This is a genomic window from Lactobacillus sp. LL6 (assembly GCF_007570935.1).
Classification (GTDB): domain Bacteria; phylum Bacillota; class Bacilli; order Lactobacillales; family Lactobacillaceae; genus Lactobacillus.
On the sequence record NZ_VLLR01000001.1, the window covers coordinates 1,500,845 to 1,523,990 of the forward strand.

Sequence of the window (23,146 nt, forward strand, 5' to 3'; positions counted from 1 at the left end):
AAGTCAGCTTTTATATTATATCAGGCTCATTTTCTTTTGTCAAGAACTTTTTTCAATTTCTTTTAAAAGATTTTTGAGCTTGGCTGTCATCTCTCTTTGGCTTTCTGCCTTTTTCCTGACGACAGTTAAATATATTACCAGCTTTTCTTCTTTTTGACAACCCCTTTTTTGAATCTTTTTTTAAAAAGTTTTCTTGAGCTGTCTCTTCCTTTTTCAGAAGTTCTTTATCGCTTCAAGCGACTTTATTAGAATACAGGACTTTTTATTAAATTGCAAGCTTTTTTTGCAAAAAATTTAAATTAAATAAAAAAGAGGACCGAAGTCCTCTTTATATCAACTAAATCAAGCTTTCTTGTTTAGTAATTTTCTTCATACCATTCATGTATGGTACTAATGCATCTGGTACAGTTACACTGCCATCTTCATTTTGATAATTTTCTAAAATTGCAGCTACAGTTCTACCTACAGCAAGTCCAGAACCATTCAAAGTGTGAACTAAGTGAAGCTTACCATCTTCACCACGATAACGAATCTTAGCACGGCGAGCTTGGAAGTCAGTACAGTTTGAACAACTTGAAATTTCACGATACTTATCTTGTGCTGGCATCCAAACTTCAAGATCATAAGTTTTAGCACTAGTAAAACTTGCATCTCCAGTAGAAAGGGCCACAACATGATATGGTAAACCTAATTTTTGTAATAAGTGTTCTGCATTATGGGTAAGCTTTTCAAGTTCATCCCATGATTCTTCTGGTTTACACAACTTGACCATTTCAACTTTTCTAAATTCGTGCATTCTAATTAAACCACGTGTATCACGACCAGCAGAACCAGCTTCACTTCTAAATGCTGGTGACATAGCAGTTACATTAATAGGCAACTTTTCATCATGAATAATTTCATCGCGGAAATAGTTTACCAAAGGAACTTCAGCAGTTGGAATTAAAGTTAAGTCTCTTGGCTTATCTGGATCATCATTATCAACGATAGTATAAACATCTTCGTGGAATTTAGGGAATTGTCCAGTTCCTTGCATTGAAGCATCATTTACTAAGTATGGCGGGATAATTTCAGTGTATCCTTCTTTAGTATTTTCATCCAAGAAGAAGTTAAATACAGCACGCTCTAAAAGAGCTCCTGCACCTTTATAGTAAACAAAACGAGCTCCTGAAACTTTAGCACCACGATCCCAATCTAAAATATCAAGGTCAGTTCCAATATCCCAGTGTGCTTTTGGTTTAAAGTCAAACTTAGTTGGCTCTTCCCACTTACGAACTTCTTCATTGTAGCTTTCATCAGGACCAATTGGGTCTGAGTCTGCTGGGAAGTTAGGCAAACGAAGCAAAATGTAGTCTTGTTTTTCAGTTAAATCACGAATTTCTTCATCCAAATCCTTGATTTGAGCACTTACTTCTTGCATTTGCTTAATAGCGCTACTTGCGTCTTCTTTATTACGCTTTGCTTCACCGATTTTTTTAGAAACATCATTTCTTTCAGCCTTAAGTTGTTCACTCTTGGTTAAATCTTCACGACGTTTTTTATCAATTTCAACTAATTCATCTAATTCTTCAGGCTCAATGCCGCGTGTTGCGAGCTTATCTTTAGCCCAATCAAGATTCTCACGAATCACTTTAATATCTAACATTAAAAAACCTCCATACAAAAAGAGCCGAATTATCCCTATATTTGGGACGAATCGGCTCTTACACTGTCTTTCGCGGTACCACCCAACTTCAGTCGTAATGACTGCACTTCATTGAAAATGACTGATAACGGCGTCAGACCGTGCAACTATTAATTGCCCACATTTAGAAATCTGGAAGCGACCGCACCTGCTTCTCACCACACTAGCAGACTCTCTTTAAGCAGTCTTAGGATTTCGTGTTTTCGTCTATTTTAAGCCATTCTGCCTTTTTGAGCAAATAATATTTTTCTTTATATGAAAAAATTTCTGAAATCTGATTCATATCATATTCATAAATATATTTAAAGCCTAAAGCTTCTAATAATTTTTGACTGCGAACATTTTCTTCAAAAACTCCTGCCCAAATCTCTGTTTGATTTAATTTTATAAAAGCATAATTCAAAACTAACTTAATAGCTTTTTTCATTAAACCTTGTCCTTGATAAGATGAATCAATCAAAAAACCTATTTCTTTAGTATTCAGCAACCCGCTACGCTCATCTAGGCCACGTTCATAAAGTTCAATCAATCCAATCACTTTATCGTCATTTTTTAGGCAAATAGCATAACTATATTTTCTCTTAGCATATTGTTTTACAGCCTGAAGAGCTTCATCATAATTATTAAAATGATTAAATCCAGCTAGCTTATGAAAATGAGCATCTTGCCCCCATTTATATAAAACAGCTGCATCCCCCAACTCAAAATTTCTCAAATATATTTCTTCATCATCAATCATTTATTTACCTACTATCTTTAAAAGCCAGTTAGCTCCATAAACCAATCCAATACTATAAGCCGCAATTGTCCAAGGTTTACATAAAATTATAATCCAAAAGTATGTCCAGAATTTCATCTTTGTTAATCCAGCTAACAAACATAAAACATCATCTGGAGCAGCCGGCGCTAAAATACACAATGCAAAAAACCAATTAAACTTCTTTTGATTTTTTGTCCATTTCATATACTTATCTAGTGTTTCTTCGGACACAATATGCAAAATAAAAGGCCTACCATAATAACGTGCCAAGAAAAAATTGATTATTGAGCCAATACAAATACCAATGTAATTATATATAAATCCTGCAACTGGTCCAAAAAATACAACCCCACCTAATAAAGAAACTCCTCCAGGAATAATTGGAATAACTACTTGTACAATTTGAATCAAGACAAAAACTATCGGTCCAATAATTTGCTTATTCGCTAAATAGGCTTTCATTTTTTCTTGATCGGTAAAAATTCCCAATTTATACCAATAAATCACAAGCAAAACAATAATAATTCCACAAATTATCGTGGCATAATTAATCAACTTTCTACTAGTTTTTGCTGATAAATGCATCTCTGTTCGCCTCCAAGGTAAAAAACGTCTAATTATATTTTAACTATGATTACATACTTAGAACAGCATTAGCAATTGTCTAACACATATTTTGAAGATTTTTAATATATAATGGAGTATGAATAATATTTTGAAAGGGTGTGTATTATGGTCGTAAGAAAAAATGATATTGTCTATGACACAGACAAAAATTTAAAAACTGATATTTATTTTCCAAATGATACTTCATCAGACACAAAAATTTTGATTTTTTGGCATGGTGGCGGCTGGTTCCGCGGAAGCAAAGTTGCTGCTAAAAAGATGGGAATTCGTTTTGCTAATGCAGGTTTTATGACTTTTATTCCTGAATATAGTCTTGCACCAAGCCAAATTTTTCCAGAAGCACATAATGATGCCAATCAGTTTGTTAAATGGCTTTTAAAATCAGAATACACTGATGACGATGATCAAAAAAATATCGTTCAAATTGGTGCTAGTGTCGGTGGCACTATGGCTTTAAATATTGCCGGAAAATATGGTTTCCCTACTGTTACATGGTCAGCACCGGTTGATTTTTCTGATTGGATGAAAAAACATAAAGATGTTAAGCCTTCTTTTGAAGCAAAAGATGAACTAGGTCTTACTGAACCTCACGAAATCAATAATGCATTTTATAAATACTTTACTCTTACTTATGCTGGAGCAAATGATCCAAAAATCCTCAAAAAGATGGATGCTGCTTCTTATGACTACAGCAATTTAAAAGAATTGATGATGATAAATTCTGCCGATGAACTAACTCCATTAAAGAGCGTTTTAAACTTTGTTGATTTTTTAGCTCAGAAAAATCTAGGAGTAGAACTTCTTGTTATCAAAGGTTACGGACATGCGATGGATTATGCCAGCGATTATGTTGACGAATCTCTCGATTTTTTATATCAGACTATTAAGCGCCAAAAATAATTATGATTAACATTCAAAAATTTATTCAAATCAGAAAATCTCAAAAAATTTCTCAAAATGAACTTTGTAAAGACATTTGCACACAATCTACTTTGAGCAAATTTGAAAATAATGGACAAGTCCCTTCTTTCAAAATTTTGCAAAATTTATGTGATCGCATGAGTATCGAAGTCGGAGACATTATGACTACTAGTAAAGATAATGTTACCACTCAAAAAATGTTTGAAGCCGATTTTGCCTTTATTACCTATAACTACACCAAAGTTTATAAACTACTACAAGAAATTGATCCTAAAGATTTAAAGCATAAAACCGACCAGCTACATTACAGTTATTTGCAAGGGATGTTTGCCTTTGAAAGTGACCGAAACAGCATGACTGCGCTCTTTTACTTTAATAGCATTTTAAACGATGGTACTTTAACCAAAAATAATATCTATCGTCTTTTAGCTCTTAATGGCTGCAGCAAAATTTATTTTGAAGAAAAAGAGATGGCTAAAGCACATCATTACTATGACCAAATATTGAAATACATTAAGGATGTTCCCATTGATGATGAATTATCTACTTTGCAAGTTTTATCAATTTTGTGCAATGCTGGTGAGTTTTATGGACAAGAAGAAGAATTTAAGCAATCTAACTCCTTGCTAAATTATGGTTATAAGATTGCCAGTGAGCATCACACCGTCTACTTTTTAGCTAGGATCCTTCTTCAAATGGGAATCAACGATATTGAACAAGACAAACGAATTGATATTATCTTGCAGCATCTTTATGATGCATGTGCATTTGCTCGTATCAATAAAAACCACGTAACTTTAGTAAAAGCACGTAACTTAATTAAACAAGTTGAAAACAAAACTACTAATTGACTAGTTTTTTCAGTTTTGCAAAAAACTAGTCAATCCAGTGTAAGCGTTTTATAATAAAAGCGTAATTATAGTTTTATAACGAGGAAAAATATGTCAAAATACGAATCTATTAATCCATATAACGGCGAGGTTTTCGCCACATTTGAAAATCCAGATAAACAAAAAATTGAAGAATCACTTAGTTTAGCTCATGCACTATACAAAAAATGGCGTCATGAAAAACCTGAAACTCGTGCAAAACAACTTCATGAAGTCGCTCAAGGCATAAAAGAACATGAAGATTCCCTTGCTAAAATGATGACTTTGGAAATGGGAAAATTGCTTAAGGAATCCAAAGAAGAAGTAGAACTTTGTGTACAAATTTGTGAATTTTATGCAAAGCATGGTGTAGAAATGCTGAAACCACAAAAATTAGATTCCACTTTAGGAAATGCTTACTACTTGAAGCAATCTACAGGCGTTATCATGGCTTGTGAGCCTTGGAACTTCCCACTTTATCAAGTTATTCGTGTATTTGCACCTAACTTTATAGTTGGTAATCCAATGCTTTTAAAACATGCTCATAATGTACCATCAAGTGCTGCCTTAATTGAAAAAGTTATAAAAAGATCCGGTGCTCCTGAAGGTAGTTTGATCAATCTTTATTTAAGTTATGATCAATTAGCTGATGTAATTGCTGATAATCGTATTCAAGGAGTTGCTCTAACTGGGTCAGAACGAGGAGGCAGTTCAGTTGCTGCAGAAGCGGGAAAAGCCTTAAAGAAGTCAACTATGGAACTTGGCGGTAATGACCCCTTTATCGTTTTAGATGATGCTGATCCTGATGTTTTACGAAATGTGTTAAGTGATGCAAGAACTTATAATGATGGACAAGTCTGCACTTCTTCTAAACGAATTATTGTTGTTAAATCTCGCTATGAGGAAGTTTTACATGAACTTAAAAATGTCTTTTCTAATTTAAAGCCTGGGGATCCACTTGACTCAAGCACTACTCTTTCACCAATGAACTCAATGAATTCTAAAGAAAAATTAGAAAAACTTGTTGATGAAGCAATTGATAATGGTGCAGAAGTATTTTACCAATATCCTGAAATCGAATCCAAAGGTGCATTCTTTAGACCTATTATTCTGACACATCTTGGAAAAGATAATCCAGTTTTTGATAAAGAAATGTTTGGTCCGGTTGCAGAAGTATATTGCGTTGAAAATGAAGATGAAGCGATTGCTTTAGCAAACGATTCAAGTTATGGTTTAGGTTCTTCAATTATCAGTAGCAATATTGAACACGCTCAAGAATTAGCTAGCGAAATCGAAACTGGAATGACTGTAATTAATGGTCGCTGGGTAACTTCAGGCGACTTACCGTTTGGTGGTGTTAAAAAATCTGGGTATGGACGTGAATTGAGCAAATTAGGATTAATGGCATTTGTGAATGAACACTTAGTCATTGATGTTACTAAATCTAATGAATAATTTAGATAATTATTTCTAACCATATAAAAAAGATTGAGCTGTATTAGCGCTCAATCTTTTTTGCTTTTTTAAATAAATTATATCCTGCCAAAGCAGTAGTCATTATACTTATCAAAATTAAGAAATACATCGATGCCCCAATTGATACCGCATAAGTCAGAAGTTGACTCGTAACTTGCCCTAAAATACCACTTGTTGCTCTTACTGGAGCAGATAATTTAAATACAACAAAAATTAAGAATATTGTTTCTAATAATGACAAAATAAATGCAGTAGTTTTGCTTTGAGAAGTATTTTTTAAAGTATTAAAAATCACATAAATTGGAAAAACGATTAATAAAAGCCATACTAAATATAAAACAATAGCTGTCATCCAATTTTGTCCTGCTAATAATTTGGAAGCTAAATTTAAAATCACTTTGGAAATTGATAAATGTTCCGTATAAGTAATATTTGAGACCGCTGCACCTGAACCTGTAAAGAAAACAACTAAATTAATAGTAGATGTTAACACCACAGATAAAGGAATATATCCAAAACGATGAATCTTTTTTTCCTTAACACTTTTTACTTTTTTCGCTACATCGGGATGTGAAGCTTCAAACTTTTTACTTCGACGTTTAACCTTTTCGCTATGAACTTCAACATGGTTAAACATATCAGAACCAACTTGATTGATTTTTTGAGTTAAACGCTTGTCAGCAGTATATTGCTCAATTTTTTCTTTGCGATCACAAACAATATAAAGCCATCCCATTAAAAGCAAAAAACTAATCCACCCAGCTGCTCTAGAAAAACTCATCATTACCAATAAGATAACACCTACTACAAATACAATCGTAGCATTTGCCCGTACCCAATCAATCATTTTTTGAACAGTTGAGTTCTGTCTTTTAGGGTTAAATTCTTCTCTATATTGTGCTCGTCTAACTTTAGGCATATCATTCAAAAATTCTTTACGATATTTTTCTAAATTAAAACCACAATTAGGACACAGTTGATCTTCTTTTGAAACTTCATGACCACAATTAGGACAAGTTGACATACTATTCCTCCTCAACTATTTTTAATAATTATAACATTATGCATTGAAAGGAAGTATCAGCTGATTATATATTTGAGATAAACTTATACTATTTAAGGTTAAAAAGCTCTCAGAACGGCAAAATTTATTGTTAAAAGCAAAAATAAAACAGGCTTAGTAATTTAGCCTGCTTTATTTTTCATATTTAATTCTTTGAATGCTTATGTTTGCCTAAATTAAAGCCTGAAAATCCTTCATAAGTAAGCTTAACCCCAGCAGTCAAAGTAATTGGCATAATAAATACCAAGATTAGAAGTCCGACAATAACAGTCAAAGCAACTTCAATTAAAGTTGGAATACCTGATGGAATTAACGCAGCAAAAGTACCACCTAAGATAACAGCTGCAGAAATTACAACTGTACCAATAATTCCACATGCCTTCAAAATTCGTTCACTTGGTGAAGTCAATCCTTCAGTCTCTAATTCACGATAACGAGTCATAAGGAAGATACTGTAATCTACCCCAAGAGCAATTAACATGATGAAACTAAAGAATGGAGTGTTCCAAGTAAGCATATCACGACCCAAGATTGCTTTAACAATCCATTGATTAATTGAAAGTGAGCATAGGTAAGCAATAAGAAGAGTTCCTAAAATGTAAACTGGTTGAAGAAGTGAACGAGTTACAAACATAAGGGCAATTCCGATACCAATAAGCATAATAGCTGCTGTTCTTAAGAAGTCGCTACTTGCAACATTCTTAGTATCTTCAATCTTAGAACTTTGTCCACCCATTGCAACTGTAGCGTTTCCTAATTTAGTACCTTGAAGCGACTTCTTAGCCATTGCACTAAGTTCTTGTGAACGCTTAGTTGCTTCTTCAGCACTTGGATTTGAATTGAAGACAATAATGAGCATGGCTGCCTTCTTATCTGGACTTAAGTAAACATCAATTGACTTTTGGAACATTTCATTTTGGATAAATTCCTTAGGAATGTAGAAAGTCTTAGCAGCAGCAGAGGCACTTAAGCCCTTGAGGTAAGTTTCACCTTGACCTAAACCACTATTAACTCTATCAATACCTGAAGTAATCTTAGGAGTACTATCTGCCAAACGACTTGCTCCTGATGACAATTGACTTGCTCCTGATGATAATTGACCTACACCATTTGCTAATTGGTCAGCCCCACTTGCACCTTGTGCCAAGCCTGAGTTAAGGCTGCCAGCACCTGAACTTAATGTACCAAGACCACTGTAAAGCTGGCCTGCTCCACTATTAAGACGGCTTGCACCTGAACTTAAACTTCCAAGACCACTATAAAGCTGACCTGCTCCTGAATTCAAACGGTTTGCTCCTGCACTAAGTGAGCCAAGACCTGTATTCAAAGTACCTACACCAGAGTTAAGTTGGGCAGCGCCTGAGTTAAGACGACTTGCTCCTGCACTAAGTGAACCTAAGCCATTGTAAAGTTGACTTGCTCCAGCATTCAAACTAGTTGCACCATTCACACCTTGTGAAACAGCATTTTGAACTTGATTTAAACCAGAATTTAATTGATTAAGGGCTTGAACAGCACCAGGAAGCGCTTGGTTAGAAGCTGCTGCTAAAGTGTTAACTTGAGTCTTTAATGCTTGAAGTTGAGTTAACATGTTAGTTTGTTGAACAGCAGCCATTGAGCTTTGAAGACCTCTTGCAGCTTCACTAGCTTCTGCAATAGTGCCACTTAATGAAGAAGCTGCACTTGATGTATTAGAACTAGACATTGCACTTGCAACTGCTTTTTGAGCAGCTTCAGCACCAGCTGCGACAGCCTTACTCTTTTGTTCATCTGTAGCATCTGAGTCAGCTAATGCACTTGCAACTGCACTTGATACAGCACTACCAATTTGACCAGCAGCTTGACTTGCATTTGATGAACTACCACCTAAGCTACCAGCAGCACTTTGAAGTTTAGCTAAACTACTTTCAAGCTTAGCAGCATTTGCTTGTGCTGATTGCAAGCTTGAAGTAAGAGAACTAGTGTCAACTGAACCATTTAAAGCTGAATTTAATTGTTGAATGCCGCTATTGATTTGTGGCAAAGCAGTTTGAAGCTGAGCCAATTGTGATTTATTTGAACCATTCATTTGAGCAGACAATTGTGAACTCATTTGATTCAAACTATTAACTAATTGTTGAGTACCATCCTTTAAGCTGCCTGCTCCATTTTGTAAACGATCAGCACCACTTTGAAGTGAACTTGCACCATTTTGAAGTGCTAAAGTACCACTTTCAAGACGACCAGCACCGTTTTGTAAACGAGCTACACCACTTACAAGAGAACTAGTACCATTTTGCAAACTACCAGCACCGCTTTGAAGACGATTTGCTCCACTAGCAAGAGTACTTGTACCATTTTGCAAACTACTTGCACCATTTTGAAGACGTTCAGCTCCACTTTGAAGACGACTTGCACCGTTTTGAAGGCGACTAGTACCGCTCTTTAATTGATCAGCACCATCTTGTAAACGACTAGTACCACTCTTTAATTGATCAGCACCACTTGCTAAACGATTAGCACCACTAGTTACCTTTTGACTTCCTTTACTTAATTTTCCAAGACCTGTACGCGCATCATCAACACCATCATTTACAGTATTTAATTGATTATTTACATAAAGCGCATCAATCTTTTCACCATATGGTTGAGTAACTGAAGTTACAAAAGATACATCTTTTGATTGTTGAAGCTGATTAGTTAATTGATCAATCAACTTTAAATTATCTTCATTATCTAGCTTATGATTACTCTTGATGTATAAGTAGGAAGGTTCTGCCATTCCCTTTGAAAAATGCTTTTGCACAATCAAAAGTCCTTGCTTTGCAGGAACACTATCAGCAATTTCATCAGTATCGTCATAATTCAAGTTGCCGTTATACATTAACATAAATGGCGTAACCACAACTGCTAAAATAATTAAGAAAAGAAATGGATGCTTCAAAGTTGAAGCAGAAATTCCATGCCAAAGTTTATCTTCACTTTCGCCGTTAAACTCTTTAGCAGGCCAGAACATCTTTTTGCCTAGAACTGCCATAAAGAATGGATTCAAAGTTAAAAGTACAACTAAAAGGACTGCAACACCAACTGCTACACCAACTGCAGATTGATAGATTGAGAACTTAGCTAAACTTAAAGCTGTAAATCCGATTAAAATTGAACTTCCTGAATAAAGAATGGTTTTACCAGCATTGCGAAGCGCATCCCTAAGCGCTTCATACTTATCCATTCCCTTACCCAAATCTTCTTTAAACTTATCATACAGCAAAATATTATAGTCTGTCCCAATACCAAAGAGAACAATAACCATGAATACTTGCGTAAAGTTTGAAAATGGGAAACCTGAATGTTCTACCAAGTTAGTAACAATTGAGAATGAAGTAATAAATGATACCCCAACTGTTAGTAATGAAATAAGCGGAACAATTGGTGACTTAAAGACAATAACTAATACAATAAAGATAAAGACAACAGTAATTGCTTCTGTCTTTTTAATACCTTCTTGAATTGAAGTTGAGAAAGCATTTTGCAAAATATCTGCACCAGTTACATAAGTACGAACACCTTGCGTCTTAACTGCATTGTTAATTTGCTTATCAACATCACTGATTCGACCATGCTTTTTAGAAATATTTAGTTGCATTACCCAAGTTGTGCCATCTTTTGATTGCAATTTCTTTCTGGTTGCAACATTAGAATCAGGAGCTAAAACGTCCGTAATTCCATATTTCTTTTTATGGTTTTCCAGATAGCTAACAGTATTGTTGATTGCAGCCTTGTCAGCATCTGTTAATTTGCCATGTTCCTTATTAAAAACAACCGCAACTTCATAGGTATTCTTTTTCTTTTTACCCCAATCGTTTTGGATTGTTTGTGCAACTTCACTTTGAACGTTTTTAGGTAGCGAGATTGTAGAGTGCTCGCTAGTCAATTGGCTAACGTTCGGCAAAGCAATTACTGAAACTAGCAAAATTAAAATCCATGCAATTAATGAAAATACATGGTTTTTCAGAAATTTTTGCACTTTTCCTTTTCCTCCCTAATTCTGTGTAACTGCAATTGGTTGGACAAGCCGTAAAATCATTTCATGATAATTACGATTTGCTTCATCTTTATTTTCATTTGAAAAAGATGATGACTTATCTAAAAAGACATAGCCTAGTACCGCACCAATCAAAGCATGAAGTGAAATGGCATTATCTTTTTTTAAATTAAGCCTCTCACCTAAATTAATAATATTGAGAATTTCCTGATTAATCGCATCTTGTTCAGAGTATTCATTTAAATGATACAAAATGCTAGAAAGTGCCGGATCATTTAAAATAAAGTCTCTTATTACATCAGCGAAAGTCAAAAGTGCTTCTTTTCCTGAAAGCCCCATTAAATTTTCAACCAAATGTTGGTTTAAAAGCTTAATTCGACTTGCTCCTACCAAGGAAAGCAGCTGCTTTCTACCTGAAACATAGTGATAAAGTGATTGCGACCTAACACCTAATGCCTTAGCCAAAGCTGGCAAAGTAGTCTGGGACAATCCTTCATCACGAATCAGTTCAATTGCTTTCTCAATAATTTTATCCAAATCAAGGCTTCTCCTTCTTTGCGCCAATTTCACCCCTCCTTTTAATAGCATAATAGATACTATACCACTACAAAGTGAAGATTACAATCTACAAAGTGTAAAATAAGTACACAAAAAAACAAGCCTTACTTGTGTAAGCCTTGTTTTATAAGTATTATTTTGCAAAATACTTATAAACAATTTCACCTAAATCAGCAAATTTTTTATTATTTTCACTCCAGATAGAAATTGCATATGCATGATTACGACCTTGGACAATAGCAACAGCAGAATTATCATCCCCAATTGAATAAGAGGCGCTGTTTAATTTTTTCACTAAAGGTGTTTTTGTAGGATTAGTACTTAGTGAAGTCAAGAAACGACTAGCATAATTTCTGTTTAAAGCTCGGCCTTGATACACTCCAACCATTGTTTGAGTTAAATCAGCTGCAGTGATTTTTCCATATGGCTCTTTGTCAAAGTTTTCAGAAATTGTAATTTGACTAGCACCCAATTTCTTAGCAACTGCATTAATATTATTTCGTCCAATTTTCCTAATTAAGGCATTTGTTGCAGTTTTACTACCTCTCATCATTGCTTGCCTCAAATATAAAACACCATATGACATCCCAGTTTTTAGCATTTTATCACCGTCAGCCTTATCTGATTTAGTGATTTTAATTGCTGTTTTTGAACTAATTTTTCCTTTTTGTTCTTGTTCAAAAAGTCCTAACAAGACATACATTTTCATTATTGAACCTGCATTATGGGTTTTACTACTATTTGCAACTCTAGCAAACTTAGAAGAATTTGTTAAATCTTGTACTGCCACTTGATAGCTATTCTCAATTCCCATCACAGATTTAATTTTATTAGCCAAAGTTTTTTGACTACCCTTAGCCATTTTTACATGGTTTGAATATTCAACAGAATCAATCTTAGGTTCTTTTTCCTTAGTTTTTTTAGGCTTGGGTTTTGGTTTATTTATTGTATTTTTAGATTTATTCAACTTAGACTTGGGTTCAATCACATTAACTTGAGCATTATTTACTCGTTCAATATTCCATGAATATAATCCAAAAGCAATTATCGTTGTTACAATCGAACCAATAACTACATTCTTTTTCATAATTTTTCCTCAATCTAGAAAAAGTGATGCTTGCGCATTAAAACTACAAGCCAGACCATCAATAAAATCATTAAGATTGTAATGAAAATCCAGTCAAATCCACTATGGAACATTGGTAAATCAACATTCATCCCATAAAAACCTGTCATAATCGTTGGAATTGTTAAAACCAATGACCATACAGTTAAAAACTGCATAGTATCGTTCAAATTATTATTCATCATATTATTTGAAGTTTGAGACAAAGTTTTAGTAACTTGTTGTGAAATCTGCACCATTTCCGCAGACTGGCTAGATTCAATAAGCACGTCATCAAGACGTTCTCGAGCTTCTTTAGTAAATTGCAATTTTGAATGATCTAAACTGTGTAACATCATTAAGTCAGTTTGAATAGAACTAGATAAGTAAACCAAACTTTTTTCAATATTAGATAATTCTACCAAGTCTTTATTATTAATATCATCAGATAATTTTTGATCTAGACTATTTCTTTCTGAATCAAGCTGGGTAACTGCGCGCTGAAAATATTGAGAAGCATATAACAAAAAAATCATCAATAATTCTGTAACATCTTTTGCTTCTGATAAGCGCTCTCTCATATGCTCATCATTAAATTCATCAAATACATAACTTGTTGATTCAGTATGAAAAGTAAATACATTTTCTCCAACAACTAAAAAAGTAATTGGACGAGAAGTAAAGTGTTTAATTGAATTAGTCGGCCAAATAGGAACATCATATACAAGCAAGTGACTGTGTGTGCGAATGTCATAATCATAGTGAGGACGTTCATGACGGTCAGAAATATATGAAATAATATCTGGCGTAAAATTGAACTCATCTTGAAGTCGTTCACTATCTTGCTCACTTAAGTTACTAATATCATACCACTTATATTTTGTTTCTATTGGAAAATTTTGCTGTCTAATCAACCAATCTCACCTCTACATTTATTTTTTAACATTAACCATCTTACCATTTTTTTAATTTTCATGCGCAAAAAAACAGGTCCTCCGACCTGTTTCTTTAACAAAATTTGTCATTCAGTTTTATTGCTTCCAAGCTGCATCAAATTTAGATTTACCAGCATTGATTGCATTATTAATGTTTTGCTTCTTTTGAGCTGCTGAAAGGATGTTTTGCATAATACTATTCAATTGAGTGTAAGCAGCATTTGAATTCTTTTCAACAGGAACACTATATAAATTCTTCATAGCATCATCAAGCTTAGCTGGAAGCTTAAGATCCTTATTGGACTTGTATTCACTAGACTTAATTACACCATTATTAACTGGGATATAACCAGTAGCATTTGCCCATTTAAGCTGACTTGATTTAGATACCAAAAACTTCATGTACTTAAATGCAGCAGCCTTTTGGTCAGCACTTGCATGATTAAACATGTAAATATCTGTACCTTGTTGCATAGTGTATTTACCAGGACGTGCTGCCACATCATAAGTAAATTTATTGCCTACACCTTGCTTAACAAAGCCTTCACCTGCAGAAGTTCCAATGAACATTGCCACTTTTTCATTAGCAAATGGTCCTGATAAATAATGTTCTGAACCGGCTACTCTGAAGTAACCTTTCTTAATACCATCTGCATAATAATTAATTACACTCTTAGATGTTGAGCCATTAAAGTTAATCTTATTTGAGAAGTTAACCCCATCATTCTTCATTCCTAATACATAGTAATTTGAAAGTGAATCAAATCCAGCACCTACTACTTTATGGTTACTCTTTTTGTAAATAGTTTCTGAAGCTTCTTTAAGTTCTTCCATAGTGGTTGGAACTTTCTTAATGCCATATTTCTTAAACATATCCTTGTTATAAGTCAAAGTTTCAATTGACTTATTAAATGGAATACCATATTGCGTACCCTTAATTTGAGCTCCTTCTAACAATTCTTGACGAATATCAGATTTCTTGCTACTCCCCCAACCTACATTCTTATTATTAATATATGGAGTTAAATTAACAAGCATCTTGTTTTGTGCAGCTGTATAAAGCCAACCAGGATATGCTTGAGTGATTGTTGGTAAGTTATTTGGTGATTGCAATGTTGAGTTGATTTTTGCTTGCAAATCATTATAAGAACCTTGATTTTCTAACTTTACAGTAATCTTAGGGTTCTCTTTTTCAAATTCCTTAGTCAGCTTTTGCAATGTTGCTTGTTGCACACCAGTCATTCCATGCCAAAAGACCACATTAGTCTTTTTAGTAATTTTTGATGGAATCTTTGTTGATTCTGAACTATTGCTCTTTCCATTAGAACAAGCTGCAGTTCCAACTAAAGCTAGGCCTGCAACAGCTGCCATAGCAAGTTTTTTACTAAACTTCATTTGGATTATATCCTCCCAAAAATAAAACTAAACAACAATTTTTTTGATTCACTAAAGCGTGATAGTTTCTCCACGCTTAGGTAAAATCCGTTTTCCATAAGGGTTTTCTTCCAATTCCGGATGCAATGTGTGCACCGGAGCTAAAATTTGGGGTTGAACCTCGCTGATGATTTCTTTCAATTCTTCTTCGCCAGCATGACCTGAACAACGAAGAGCAATAAATTCAATACCATTTTCAGAAAAACTATCTACAAATGGTTTATACGCTGGATCAAAATCACCTAAAGGTTCAGCGTTGGAATGGATATACAATCCGCCTTCCATGAGTTCATCATAATTACTATCAATTTGCCAGAGGTATTTGTTAGTATCTTGAAGCAAATCTTGATAAGAAACTTCCAATTTAGGATCAAGATCCGCAAATATTTTCTCCCCTGGCAAGTAATAATATGGAACATCCTTATCTAAACTTGCTTTTAAAAGATGAGCTCGCTTAGCATGAAGGACCACTTTACGTGGTGAAAGCTTAATAATATTTAACAAACGTTCTACATTCGTGGGATAAGTATTAAATGTTATTTGTCGATTAGGGTTCTCTTTTTGTAGATCAACAATTTTTTCAGTTAATTCTTTTTCATTCTTAGGTCCAGTGAATTCTTCACTGTTTCCAATATTTTTCTCTTCTGGCCAAGATACACCAGTTCCTTCAACAATAAATAAATCAGTATTTTTTGAAGCTTGTAAGTATTCATGCACCTTATCAGGATTATAACCATGAAGGCGAATATCTCCTGTATAAGAAATCATTTTATCAGGTGTGCGAATAATTAAACCTGTTGCTCCATAAGCATCATGGTCACTAGGCCAGATCTCTAAAGTAATATCACCTACTTGAATTGGTTTTTTATATTCAGCTGCAATAATTTTACGAGTGTAGCTCTTTTTATGGTTAGCAGCGGGCAATAAGAAATCGCCTTTTTCGTTTAAAGCGGGGAGTAAATGCGCCGTAATTGGCCCTGCATATAAAGGAATTTCTGGTGCAAGTAGGTTAAGTGCCTTACTGTGGTCTAAATGTAAGTGAGAAATATAAGCTGCTGCATGTTCCCATCTCTTTGTATCAATAGCTTTTCCCGTAACAACAGGATCATAAAAATTAGGAACATCTCCAATCAATTTATACTTAATTAAAGTATCATAATCTTCATCTTCCATCTTTAAGCCTAATTCCGGTCGATAAACTTCTCCTAAATCAAACAAAACATGAGACTTATTATAAGCAACTTCTATCATTGGACCACCAATAGTAGTTAATCCATTATAAAAAGTTACAGTAGTTTTATCCTTTAAGGTCATTACGTACTACTCCTCGAATAATTTGTTTTCTAAAGATAAAATATAGAATCAAAATCGGTAAAACTGTTAAAGTTGCCGCTGCAAGCTGCAATTGCGTTTCACTACCTGCATCACTTGCAAATGAAGTTAAACCATTGTTAAGAAGACGCATTGAATCTTCATTGGTTACTAATAATGGCCACAAGAATGAATTCCATCCAGAAATAAAGCTAAGCAAACCCACAGTAAAGAGACCGCCTTTTGACATTGGAACTAAAATTTTCCAAATATATTCCCAGTCACTTGCTCCATCAATCATGGAAGCTTTATAAATAGTGCGTGAAATTGAACCAAAGTAGCTTTGAAGATAATACATATAAAAAATAGAAGTCAAAAACGGAAGCACTAAACCAATATAAGTATTAAGAAGACCCATTCGAGCAATTGTATTATAGTTTGTAAAAATAATTGCTTCTCCAGGAACCATTAATAAGGATAAAAGAATTATTTGAATAAAATGCTTTCCCTTAAAGTGTAAGTTAACCATCGCAAATGCTCCTAAAAGGGCATTGAATAAACTTACAATCGTGGTCACACTTGCTGTAATAAAAGTATTAAGGAAATATCTAGCAAATGGAGCTTGGGCAAATACTTTTGCAAAATTTCCCCATTGCGGACTTTTTGGAATTAAGGTTGGTGGGATTTTTGTAGTTTCCTGAAAACTCATCAACCCTCCCAAAATCATGTAGATAAACGGGAAAATTGTAATAATTGCAAATAAAATTAGGATAATGTAGCCAACTAAAACTCCCCAGCGAATTTTCTTCATTATTAACGTCCCCCTATTTTCTTCATCATTTTACGTTGCAAGAAAGTTACAAACAAAATAATGATGAACAATACAACAGTTGCAGCCATTGCAACACCTGGAGTGCCGACAATTTGGAATTTATTATAAATATAGAACACTGCGGTTGTTCCAGAGTTTCCGACTCCTGCTTGTCCATTAAATAAAGCATATACTGAAGTATAAACTTTAAAAGCAGCAATAATATTCATTGTGAGCAAGAATGCTAAAGTTGGAACTAATTGAGGAATGGTAATTCGCCAAAACTTTTCAATACTACTTGCACCATACATATCTGCGATAGTGTAATAGTTTGGATCAATATTTCGAAGAGCCCCCATTAAAATTACAATGTTAAAAGCTAAAGAAGTCCAAATACCGAAAATTATAATCGTAGTCAATGACATTGCTGGATCATCAATCCAATTAGGTGCTGGCAAATGAAAAGCTCGTAAAATAAAGTTGAGCATCCCATAATCGCCATTAAAAATATAGCGGAAAACAATACCAATAGCGATAGTAGAAGTTACATATGGCATGAAAAATGTTGTTTCAAAAAATGACTTATGTTTAACTTTGCTGAAAATTAACCATGCTAACATCACTGAAATTGCTAATCCAACAGGTACAGAAATTAAAGCATATAAAACCGTATTCTTGATAGCCAACCAAAACTCTGGATCTTTAAAAATATATTGATAATTACTAAATCCAGCCCAATCTAAATTAATAAGAGAACCACCTTGAAAACTCATCACAAAAGCTCTTAAGATTGGATAAATACTAAAGCAAGTTACGAAAATGATTGTTGGTGCTAAAAATAGCCATGCTTTCTTTTGGTTTTGCTTCATTAGTAGACACGCTCTCCTTCCGGAGTAAAGATAAATACTCGATCGAGTCTCATTTTTAGTTTTATGTTGTCACCAGTTTTAATTGGAGTTTCTAGACTTACTAAGCTACGAGCTTGGACTCCATCATGGTCAAACTTCAAAATTCTTTCACGTCCAATAAGTTCAACATCTTTAATGTTTGCAGAAACATATCCATTTTCATCTGGCAAAATATTTTCTGGACGAACAGACAAAATGTAATCTCCATCTGGCATGTCTCGTTTAAAGCGACTTTGATCTAAATCACTCACTTTAATTTCAAAATCTGATGCAGTAATTACACCATTCGCTAACTTAATTTTAAAATTATCAATTACAGGGTTGCCTACAAAGTTAGCAACAAAATAATTATTAGGTTCTAAATAGAAGTTTTGTCCTAAATCATCTTGCTGAATCACACCTTCGTTAAACAGAATAATCTTATCTCCAATAGAAAGTGCTTCTTCTTGGTCGTGAGTAACAAATAAAGTTGTAATACCCACTTCTTTAACAAGAGAACGAATTTCTTCACGAATCTTAAGGCGAAGTCGAGCATCAAGATTAGATAAAGGTTCATCCATTAATAATATTTTAGGCTCTTGAACAAGCGCACGTGCAATTGCAACACGTTGTTGCTGACCACCAGATAATTGACCAGGTCTTTGATTAGCAAACTCAGTAATTTGAGTAATTTCCATATATTTTTCAGCTATTTTTCTAGCTTCATCTTTTGACTTTTTTTGCTTTCCTACAGTTAACGGAAACATTACATTTTGAAGTACCGTCATATGAGGATAAAGAGCATAGTTTTGGAAGACATATCCAATTTGACGGTCTTTTGGGGCAGTTTTTACTACAGATTTTCCATCAAAAAGAATTTCACCCTCAGTCGGACTGAGAAGACCTGCTAAAATATTTAACATAGTTGTCTTTCCACATCCGGATGGTCCCAATAAGCATACAAGATCGCCCTTTTTTACTGAAAAACTAACATTTTTTATAGCTTGATGTCCATTATCATATACCTTCTTCAGATTCTTTACTTCAACAAAACTATTTTCATTCATAAAATCACGCACCACTATATATTGTTATACTTATAAAATTTCATCATCAATTTTAAGATAAAATAGCAAAAAGTACAAATGATTTTTATGAAAAAATTCGTGGTTTCCGTGAAACTTTATAAAATCAACTGTGAAACCAGATATTTTTTAGGTGATTTTCTTAACTATATTATATTTTTTTGATTAAATGTTCTTAAATACAACATATTGTGTTAGACTCATCTAGACCAATAAAAAAAGACTACTGCCTTAGCAATAGTCTTTTTAAGTAATATGTAACTTTTATGAAAAAAATTATCCGAACAATGTGTTTTTATTATAAATTATCTCCGCGTTCAAATTGATATTTAGAACTATTCAAAGCTTGTCGTACCAAATCACTCATTAAATTCTTAGTTTTAGTTGTAATTTCATTTGCTGTAATTTCATTTTGCTTAGTCAAAAAGTTAGTCAATTTTTCATTTGAAAAGTCTTTTGCCTTATCATCAATTTCAGAAATACGACCGACACTATAGCTTTGACAGTTATCACGATAATTGTTGATTTGATAAATATATTGATGGTAACGCGGTTCAACTATAACTTGCAAGGTCTTATAAAGCCAGTAGGCACTTTGATCTGGATTAACTGTATGATTGGCTAATTTATAATTTTGTGGGGTATCAGCAATATTAGTATAGAAAGGAACATATGGCGAATAAGCATAAAATCCCATATTTAACCATTGAATCCCTGCTAATTCTTTTGGAACATCATTTCTAATTTGTAAGATACTTGATTCTTGGTTTCTATCAAGAGCAATTGAACGAAACTTCTTTTGATCTTTTTCATTTCCTGATGCAAAAGTATCCATTGGATCATATTGAGTGCCGTTATAATGACTGGTTAAAAACTTTTGAACATCTTCAACACTAATTTTCTTTTCAGGAACACGAGTAAATGGCATTTCTTGACTAGTTGGATCTTGTTCAATACTTGGGTTAAAAAGTTTTTGACCATACCACGTTCTTGGAGTGTTGTAGTAGCTATCTGCTTCATCTTTAGTTCCAAAAATATCACGGAAATTAAATGTTCCATCTTGAGAAGGATTAAGATGATATTTATCTACAAAATCACGAATTGTAGAAGCATACATAAAATTATCTTCATCAGAAAAATCTACATTCTGAATTACCATAATATTTGGACAAATTGCATATGAATCATCTGGAATGCGGGCTGCTACCCATTGATGACCTGCAGCTGTTTCAAGATACCAAACCTCTTCATTATCTGAGAAGGCAATTCCATTTGTTTCTCCAGTACCATATTTTTCAATTAATTGCCCCAAACGTTTTACACCTTCACGAGCCGTTTTGACAAATGGTAAAACCAAATAAACCATTGAGTCTTCATTAATTCCATTCTTTACAAGGGGATCATGTCCAAGACAACGAGGATTAGTTGCTTCAGTCTCAGTTGCACTCATCGCTACGTTATACTCATTGATTCCTTGTTCATCCCATCTACCTTCACTTTCATCAGCAGTTGGGGAAGCGGTCCATCTGCAGCCTTCACCTTCTAAGTGCATCTTAAAGCCGTTATATTTAGAAATATATTCTTCATCGTAATGACGAGCTTTATTAACTACAAAAAGTTTTTCGTTAATACCACCATAACCATCTTCGTCACGAGCAATCATAGTAGAGCCATCAAGAGAGGCATCTTTACCTACAAGAATTGCAGTACAGTTATCTTTTTTCATTTTGTACCTTCTTTACTTACTCATACGTTAAAAATATATTTCTATTTTACACCTAGCAGTATATTTTTGCTATTCAGATACTTTCATCTGACGATCTCGGCGCGCACGTCCATTATTATAGTCAAAGACATAACCAGGCTGAACATTAAAAAGATATACATTAAAATCTAGCGTCCCACTTGTAGAAATCGCTTGTAAATTTATACCACGTGCCATTAATTCATTACCTCTAAATACTGGCGTCGCCTGATAAATCACACGTTGATTTTCACGAAGTGCCTTTCTAACTTTACTTTCAAAAATTGTTTGAACTTTTTGATTAGAATATGCCGATTGAGTAAACAAATTCTTTGGATTATTTTGATCTCCTGATTGATTACTTGGATTATATTGTCCATTTTGATCAATCCCAGCCGAGACAGAATAAGCAATTAAATGTCCACGATTATAAATTTGAGTGCCATTACGTCGATTATAGTGCCAACCAGTTGGTTCAATAAATTGCCGAACTCTTAAATTATCATTTGCAACATTACGGCGCTCTAAAAAGGCAGTATTAGAATGTGACGTTCTATTTAAACTATCTAAATTAGAGTAAATTACTTTATTGACCTTCCAAGCATTTTTAATCAAAGTTGATTTATCATTGTTAACAGTAATATAGGCTTTATCTCCGCTTTTAAAGTCTAATTTGGCTAACTTTTCATAATCTGACTTTGACAAACCCCCATAAGGAGTATTGGCACGTTGCGCCGTTTTAATAGAATTATTTTGCCCAAAATTAAAACTATCACTTTTAGAATATATTCCCCAGGCAATAATTACTATAGCAGCGATAATTGTATAAAGTGTATTGGTCTTTTTCTTTTGATTGTTACGTTTTTTGGTCATCTCTTATTCATATCCTTTATTAGCTTCTTGCCCAATCATCTAACATGCTTAAAAAGAAGCTTTCAGACAATCGTTTAATTTTTGCGCCTTCTTTAATATATTGTCTAGCAAGTTCTAGATTTTCATTATCATGTCTGAAGAAATCATGGTCACCCATTACTAAATAATCTGTGTTCGAATCTACTATTTCCTGAATTTGACCATTCATATTACTAATGACTTTTTCCATTTCAGCAATTTCAAAGTGTAAATTTCCTGATAAAACCACTTTTTTAAAATTTAAAGGATTGCGAAAACTAACTTGACATGCTTCCAATTTATCATTAACTAAATTTACATCTTTAATTTGGGATTTCGCTACGTCGAACATTTTATTTGTAAAGTTTTCGTGAAAATAATCATAAACCTTCTTAGTATCAAGTGAGTCATCCAATCCACGATGTTGTTCAATCTGAGCAATTCCAATTCTTTGCATACAATCTAGCAAACGATTATGACGTTCATTAGGATAAAATGCCCGAGCTAGTCTAAATACATCAACATAATCGTTATTTAGTTCTACTTCATTATATTTTTTGGCTAAATCATAAACAAAATTCAAATCAAAATTTATATTGTAACCGATAATAACATCATCGCCAATAAATTCACGAAAATCATGAATCGCTTCTTTAACAGGAATTCCATCTTTTTCAATCATTTCCTGGGTAATGCCATTTAATTTAGTGATGAAAGCTGGAACCGTATTTTTTTGAGGATATTTTATTAAATGACTATATTTATCAACAACTTCTCCATCTCGAACCTTTATTCCACCAAGTTCAGTAATCCGATCTCTAAATGGACTTAAGCCCGTTGTTTCAATATCAATCAAAGTATAATCACTTATAAAATCTATAATTTCTTTTCCCTTATGACGTAACTTATCTTGACTTCCTGAAACATATAAAATGCCTTCTTTTATAAAAATACTCATTTTATC

Annotated in this window: 19 protein-coding genes; 3 read left to right on the plus strand and 16 right to left on the minus strand. The window is 33.7% G+C overall.

Going from position 1 to position 23,146, the window contains the following annotated elements; translation table 11 throughout:
- Positions 1–337: 337 nt before the first annotated feature.
- From serS to FOD82_RS07225, 3 genes are all read right to left on the minus strand, one after another.
- Complete coding sequence (gene serS, locus FOD82_RS07215) at positions 338–1,645, minus strand: serine--tRNA ligase (RefSeq protein WP_144355762.1); 1,308 nt, start codon at positions 1,643–1,645, stop codon at positions 338–340.
- Between the two features lie 226 nt (positions 1,646–1,871).
- Positions 1,872–2,423, minus strand: a complete 552-nt coding sequence (locus tag FOD82_RS07220) for a GNAT family N-acetyltransferase (RefSeq protein ID WP_144355763.1) — start codon at positions 2,421–2,423, stop codon at positions 1,872–1,874.
- Entirely contained in the window at positions 2,424–3,029 is a 606-nt protein-coding gene (locus FOD82_RS07225; RefSeq protein WP_144355764.1) for a TVP38/TMEM64 family protein, read from the minus strand. It lies immediately after the preceding gene.
- 147 nt (positions 3,030–3,176) lie between these two features.
- Here FOD82_RS07225 and FOD82_RS07230 point away from each other — a divergent pair, with 147 nt between their 5' ends.
- From FOD82_RS07230 to FOD82_RS07240, 3 genes are all read left to right on the plus strand, one after another.
- Positions 3,177–3,971, plus strand: coding sequence for an alpha/beta hydrolase (locus tag FOD82_RS07230; protein WP_144355765.1), 795 nt, complete (start codon positions 3,177–3,179; stop codon positions 3,969–3,971).
- A gap of 2 nt (positions 3,972–3,973) precedes the next feature.
- The gene (locus FOD82_RS07235; protein WP_144355766.1) at positions 3,974–4,843 is read left to right on the plus strand and encodes a helix-turn-helix transcriptional regulator; all 870 of its coding nucleotides are present in this window, start codon (positions 3,974–3,976) and stop codon (positions 4,841–4,843) included.
- Between the two features lie 90 nt (positions 4,844–4,933).
- Positions 4,934–6,316 (plus strand): NAD-dependent succinate-semialdehyde dehydrogenase, encoded by a 1,383-nt coding sequence (locus FOD82_RS07240; RefSeq protein ID WP_144355767.1) that lies wholly within the window; start codon positions 4,934–4,936, stop codon positions 6,314–6,316.
- Between the two features lie 43 nt (positions 6,317–6,359).
- Here FOD82_RS07240 and FOD82_RS07245 read toward each other — a convergent pair whose 3' ends face one another.
- From FOD82_RS07245 to FOD82_RS07305, 13 genes are all read right to left on the minus strand, one after another.
- Positions 6,360–7,361, minus strand: coding sequence for a zinc ribbon domain-containing protein (locus FOD82_RS07245; protein ID WP_144355768.1), 1,002 nt, complete (start codon positions 7,359–7,361; stop codon positions 6,360–6,362).
- 184 nt (positions 7,362–7,545) lie between these two features.
- Positions 7,546–11,403 carry an MMPL family transporter gene (locus tag FOD82_RS07250; RefSeq protein ID WP_144355769.1) on the minus strand — a complete coding sequence of 1,286 codons (3,858 nt, stop codon included), beginning with the start codon at positions 11,401–11,403 and terminating at the stop codon, positions 7,546–7,548.
- Positions 11,404–11,418: 15 nt separating this feature from the next.
- Positions 11,419–11,985 (minus strand): TetR/AcrR family transcriptional regulator, encoded by a 567-nt coding sequence (locus FOD82_RS07255; RefSeq protein WP_144355770.1) that lies wholly within the window; start codon positions 11,983–11,985, stop codon positions 11,419–11,421.
- Between the two features lie 127 nt (positions 11,986–12,112).
- Positions 12,113–13,066: a serine hydrolase gene (locus FOD82_RS07260; RefSeq protein WP_144355771.1), complete on the minus strand. Its 954-nt coding sequence runs from the start codon at positions 13,064–13,066 to the stop codon at positions 12,113–12,115.
- 14 nt (positions 13,067–13,080) lie between these two features.
- Entirely contained in the window at positions 13,081–13,998 is a 918-nt protein-coding gene (locus FOD82_RS07265; protein WP_144355772.1) for a magnesium transporter CorA family protein, read from the minus strand.
- A gap of 117 nt (positions 13,999–14,115) precedes the next feature.
- Positions 14,116–15,414, minus strand: a complete 1,299-nt coding sequence (locus FOD82_RS07270) for an extracellular solute-binding protein (RefSeq protein ID WP_144355773.1) — start codon at positions 15,412–15,414, stop codon at positions 14,116–14,118.
- Positions 15,415–15,465: 51 nt separating this feature from the next.
- Positions 15,466–16,767, minus strand: a complete 1,302-nt coding sequence (locus FOD82_RS07275; protein ID WP_144355774.1) for an MBL fold metallo-hydrolase — start codon at positions 16,765–16,767, stop codon at positions 15,466–15,468.
- A complete protein-coding gene (locus FOD82_RS07280) occupies positions 16,751–17,575 on the minus strand; it encodes a carbohydrate ABC transporter permease (RefSeq protein WP_144355775.1) in 825 nt (274 codons plus the stop codon). Before FOD82_RS07280 ends, FOD82_RS07275 begins: the two co-directional genes overlap by 17 nt.
- Before the next feature lie 2 nt (positions 17,576–17,577).
- Positions 17,578–18,444 (minus strand): sugar ABC transporter permease, encoded by an 867-nt coding sequence (locus FOD82_RS07285; protein WP_144355776.1) that lies wholly within the window; start codon positions 18,442–18,444, stop codon positions 17,578–17,580.
- Positions 18,444–19,529, minus strand: coding sequence for an ABC transporter ATP-binding protein (locus tag FOD82_RS07290; protein ID WP_144355777.1), 1,086 nt, complete (start codon positions 19,527–19,529; stop codon positions 18,444–18,446). The genes FOD82_RS07285 and FOD82_RS07290 overlap by 1 nt, the downstream gene beginning before the upstream one ends.
- Positions 19,530–19,845: 316 nt before the next feature.
- The gene (locus FOD82_RS07295; RefSeq protein ID WP_144355778.1) at positions 19,846–21,273 is read right to left on the minus strand and encodes a C69 family dipeptidase; all 1,428 of its coding nucleotides are present in this window, start codon (positions 21,271–21,273) and stop codon (positions 19,846–19,848) included.
- A gap of 69 nt (positions 21,274–21,342) precedes the next feature.
- Complete coding sequence (locus FOD82_RS07300) at positions 21,343–22,164, minus strand: DNA/RNA non-specific endonuclease (RefSeq protein ID WP_144355779.1); 822 nt, start codon at positions 22,162–22,164, stop codon at positions 21,343–21,345.
- A 19-nt stretch (positions 22,165–22,183) separates the two neighbouring features.
- Complete coding sequence (locus FOD82_RS07305; RefSeq protein ID WP_144355780.1) at positions 22,184–23,140, minus strand: exonuclease domain-containing protein; 957 nt, start codon at positions 23,138–23,140, stop codon at positions 22,184–22,186.
- Positions 23,141–23,146: the final 6 nt, after the last annotated feature.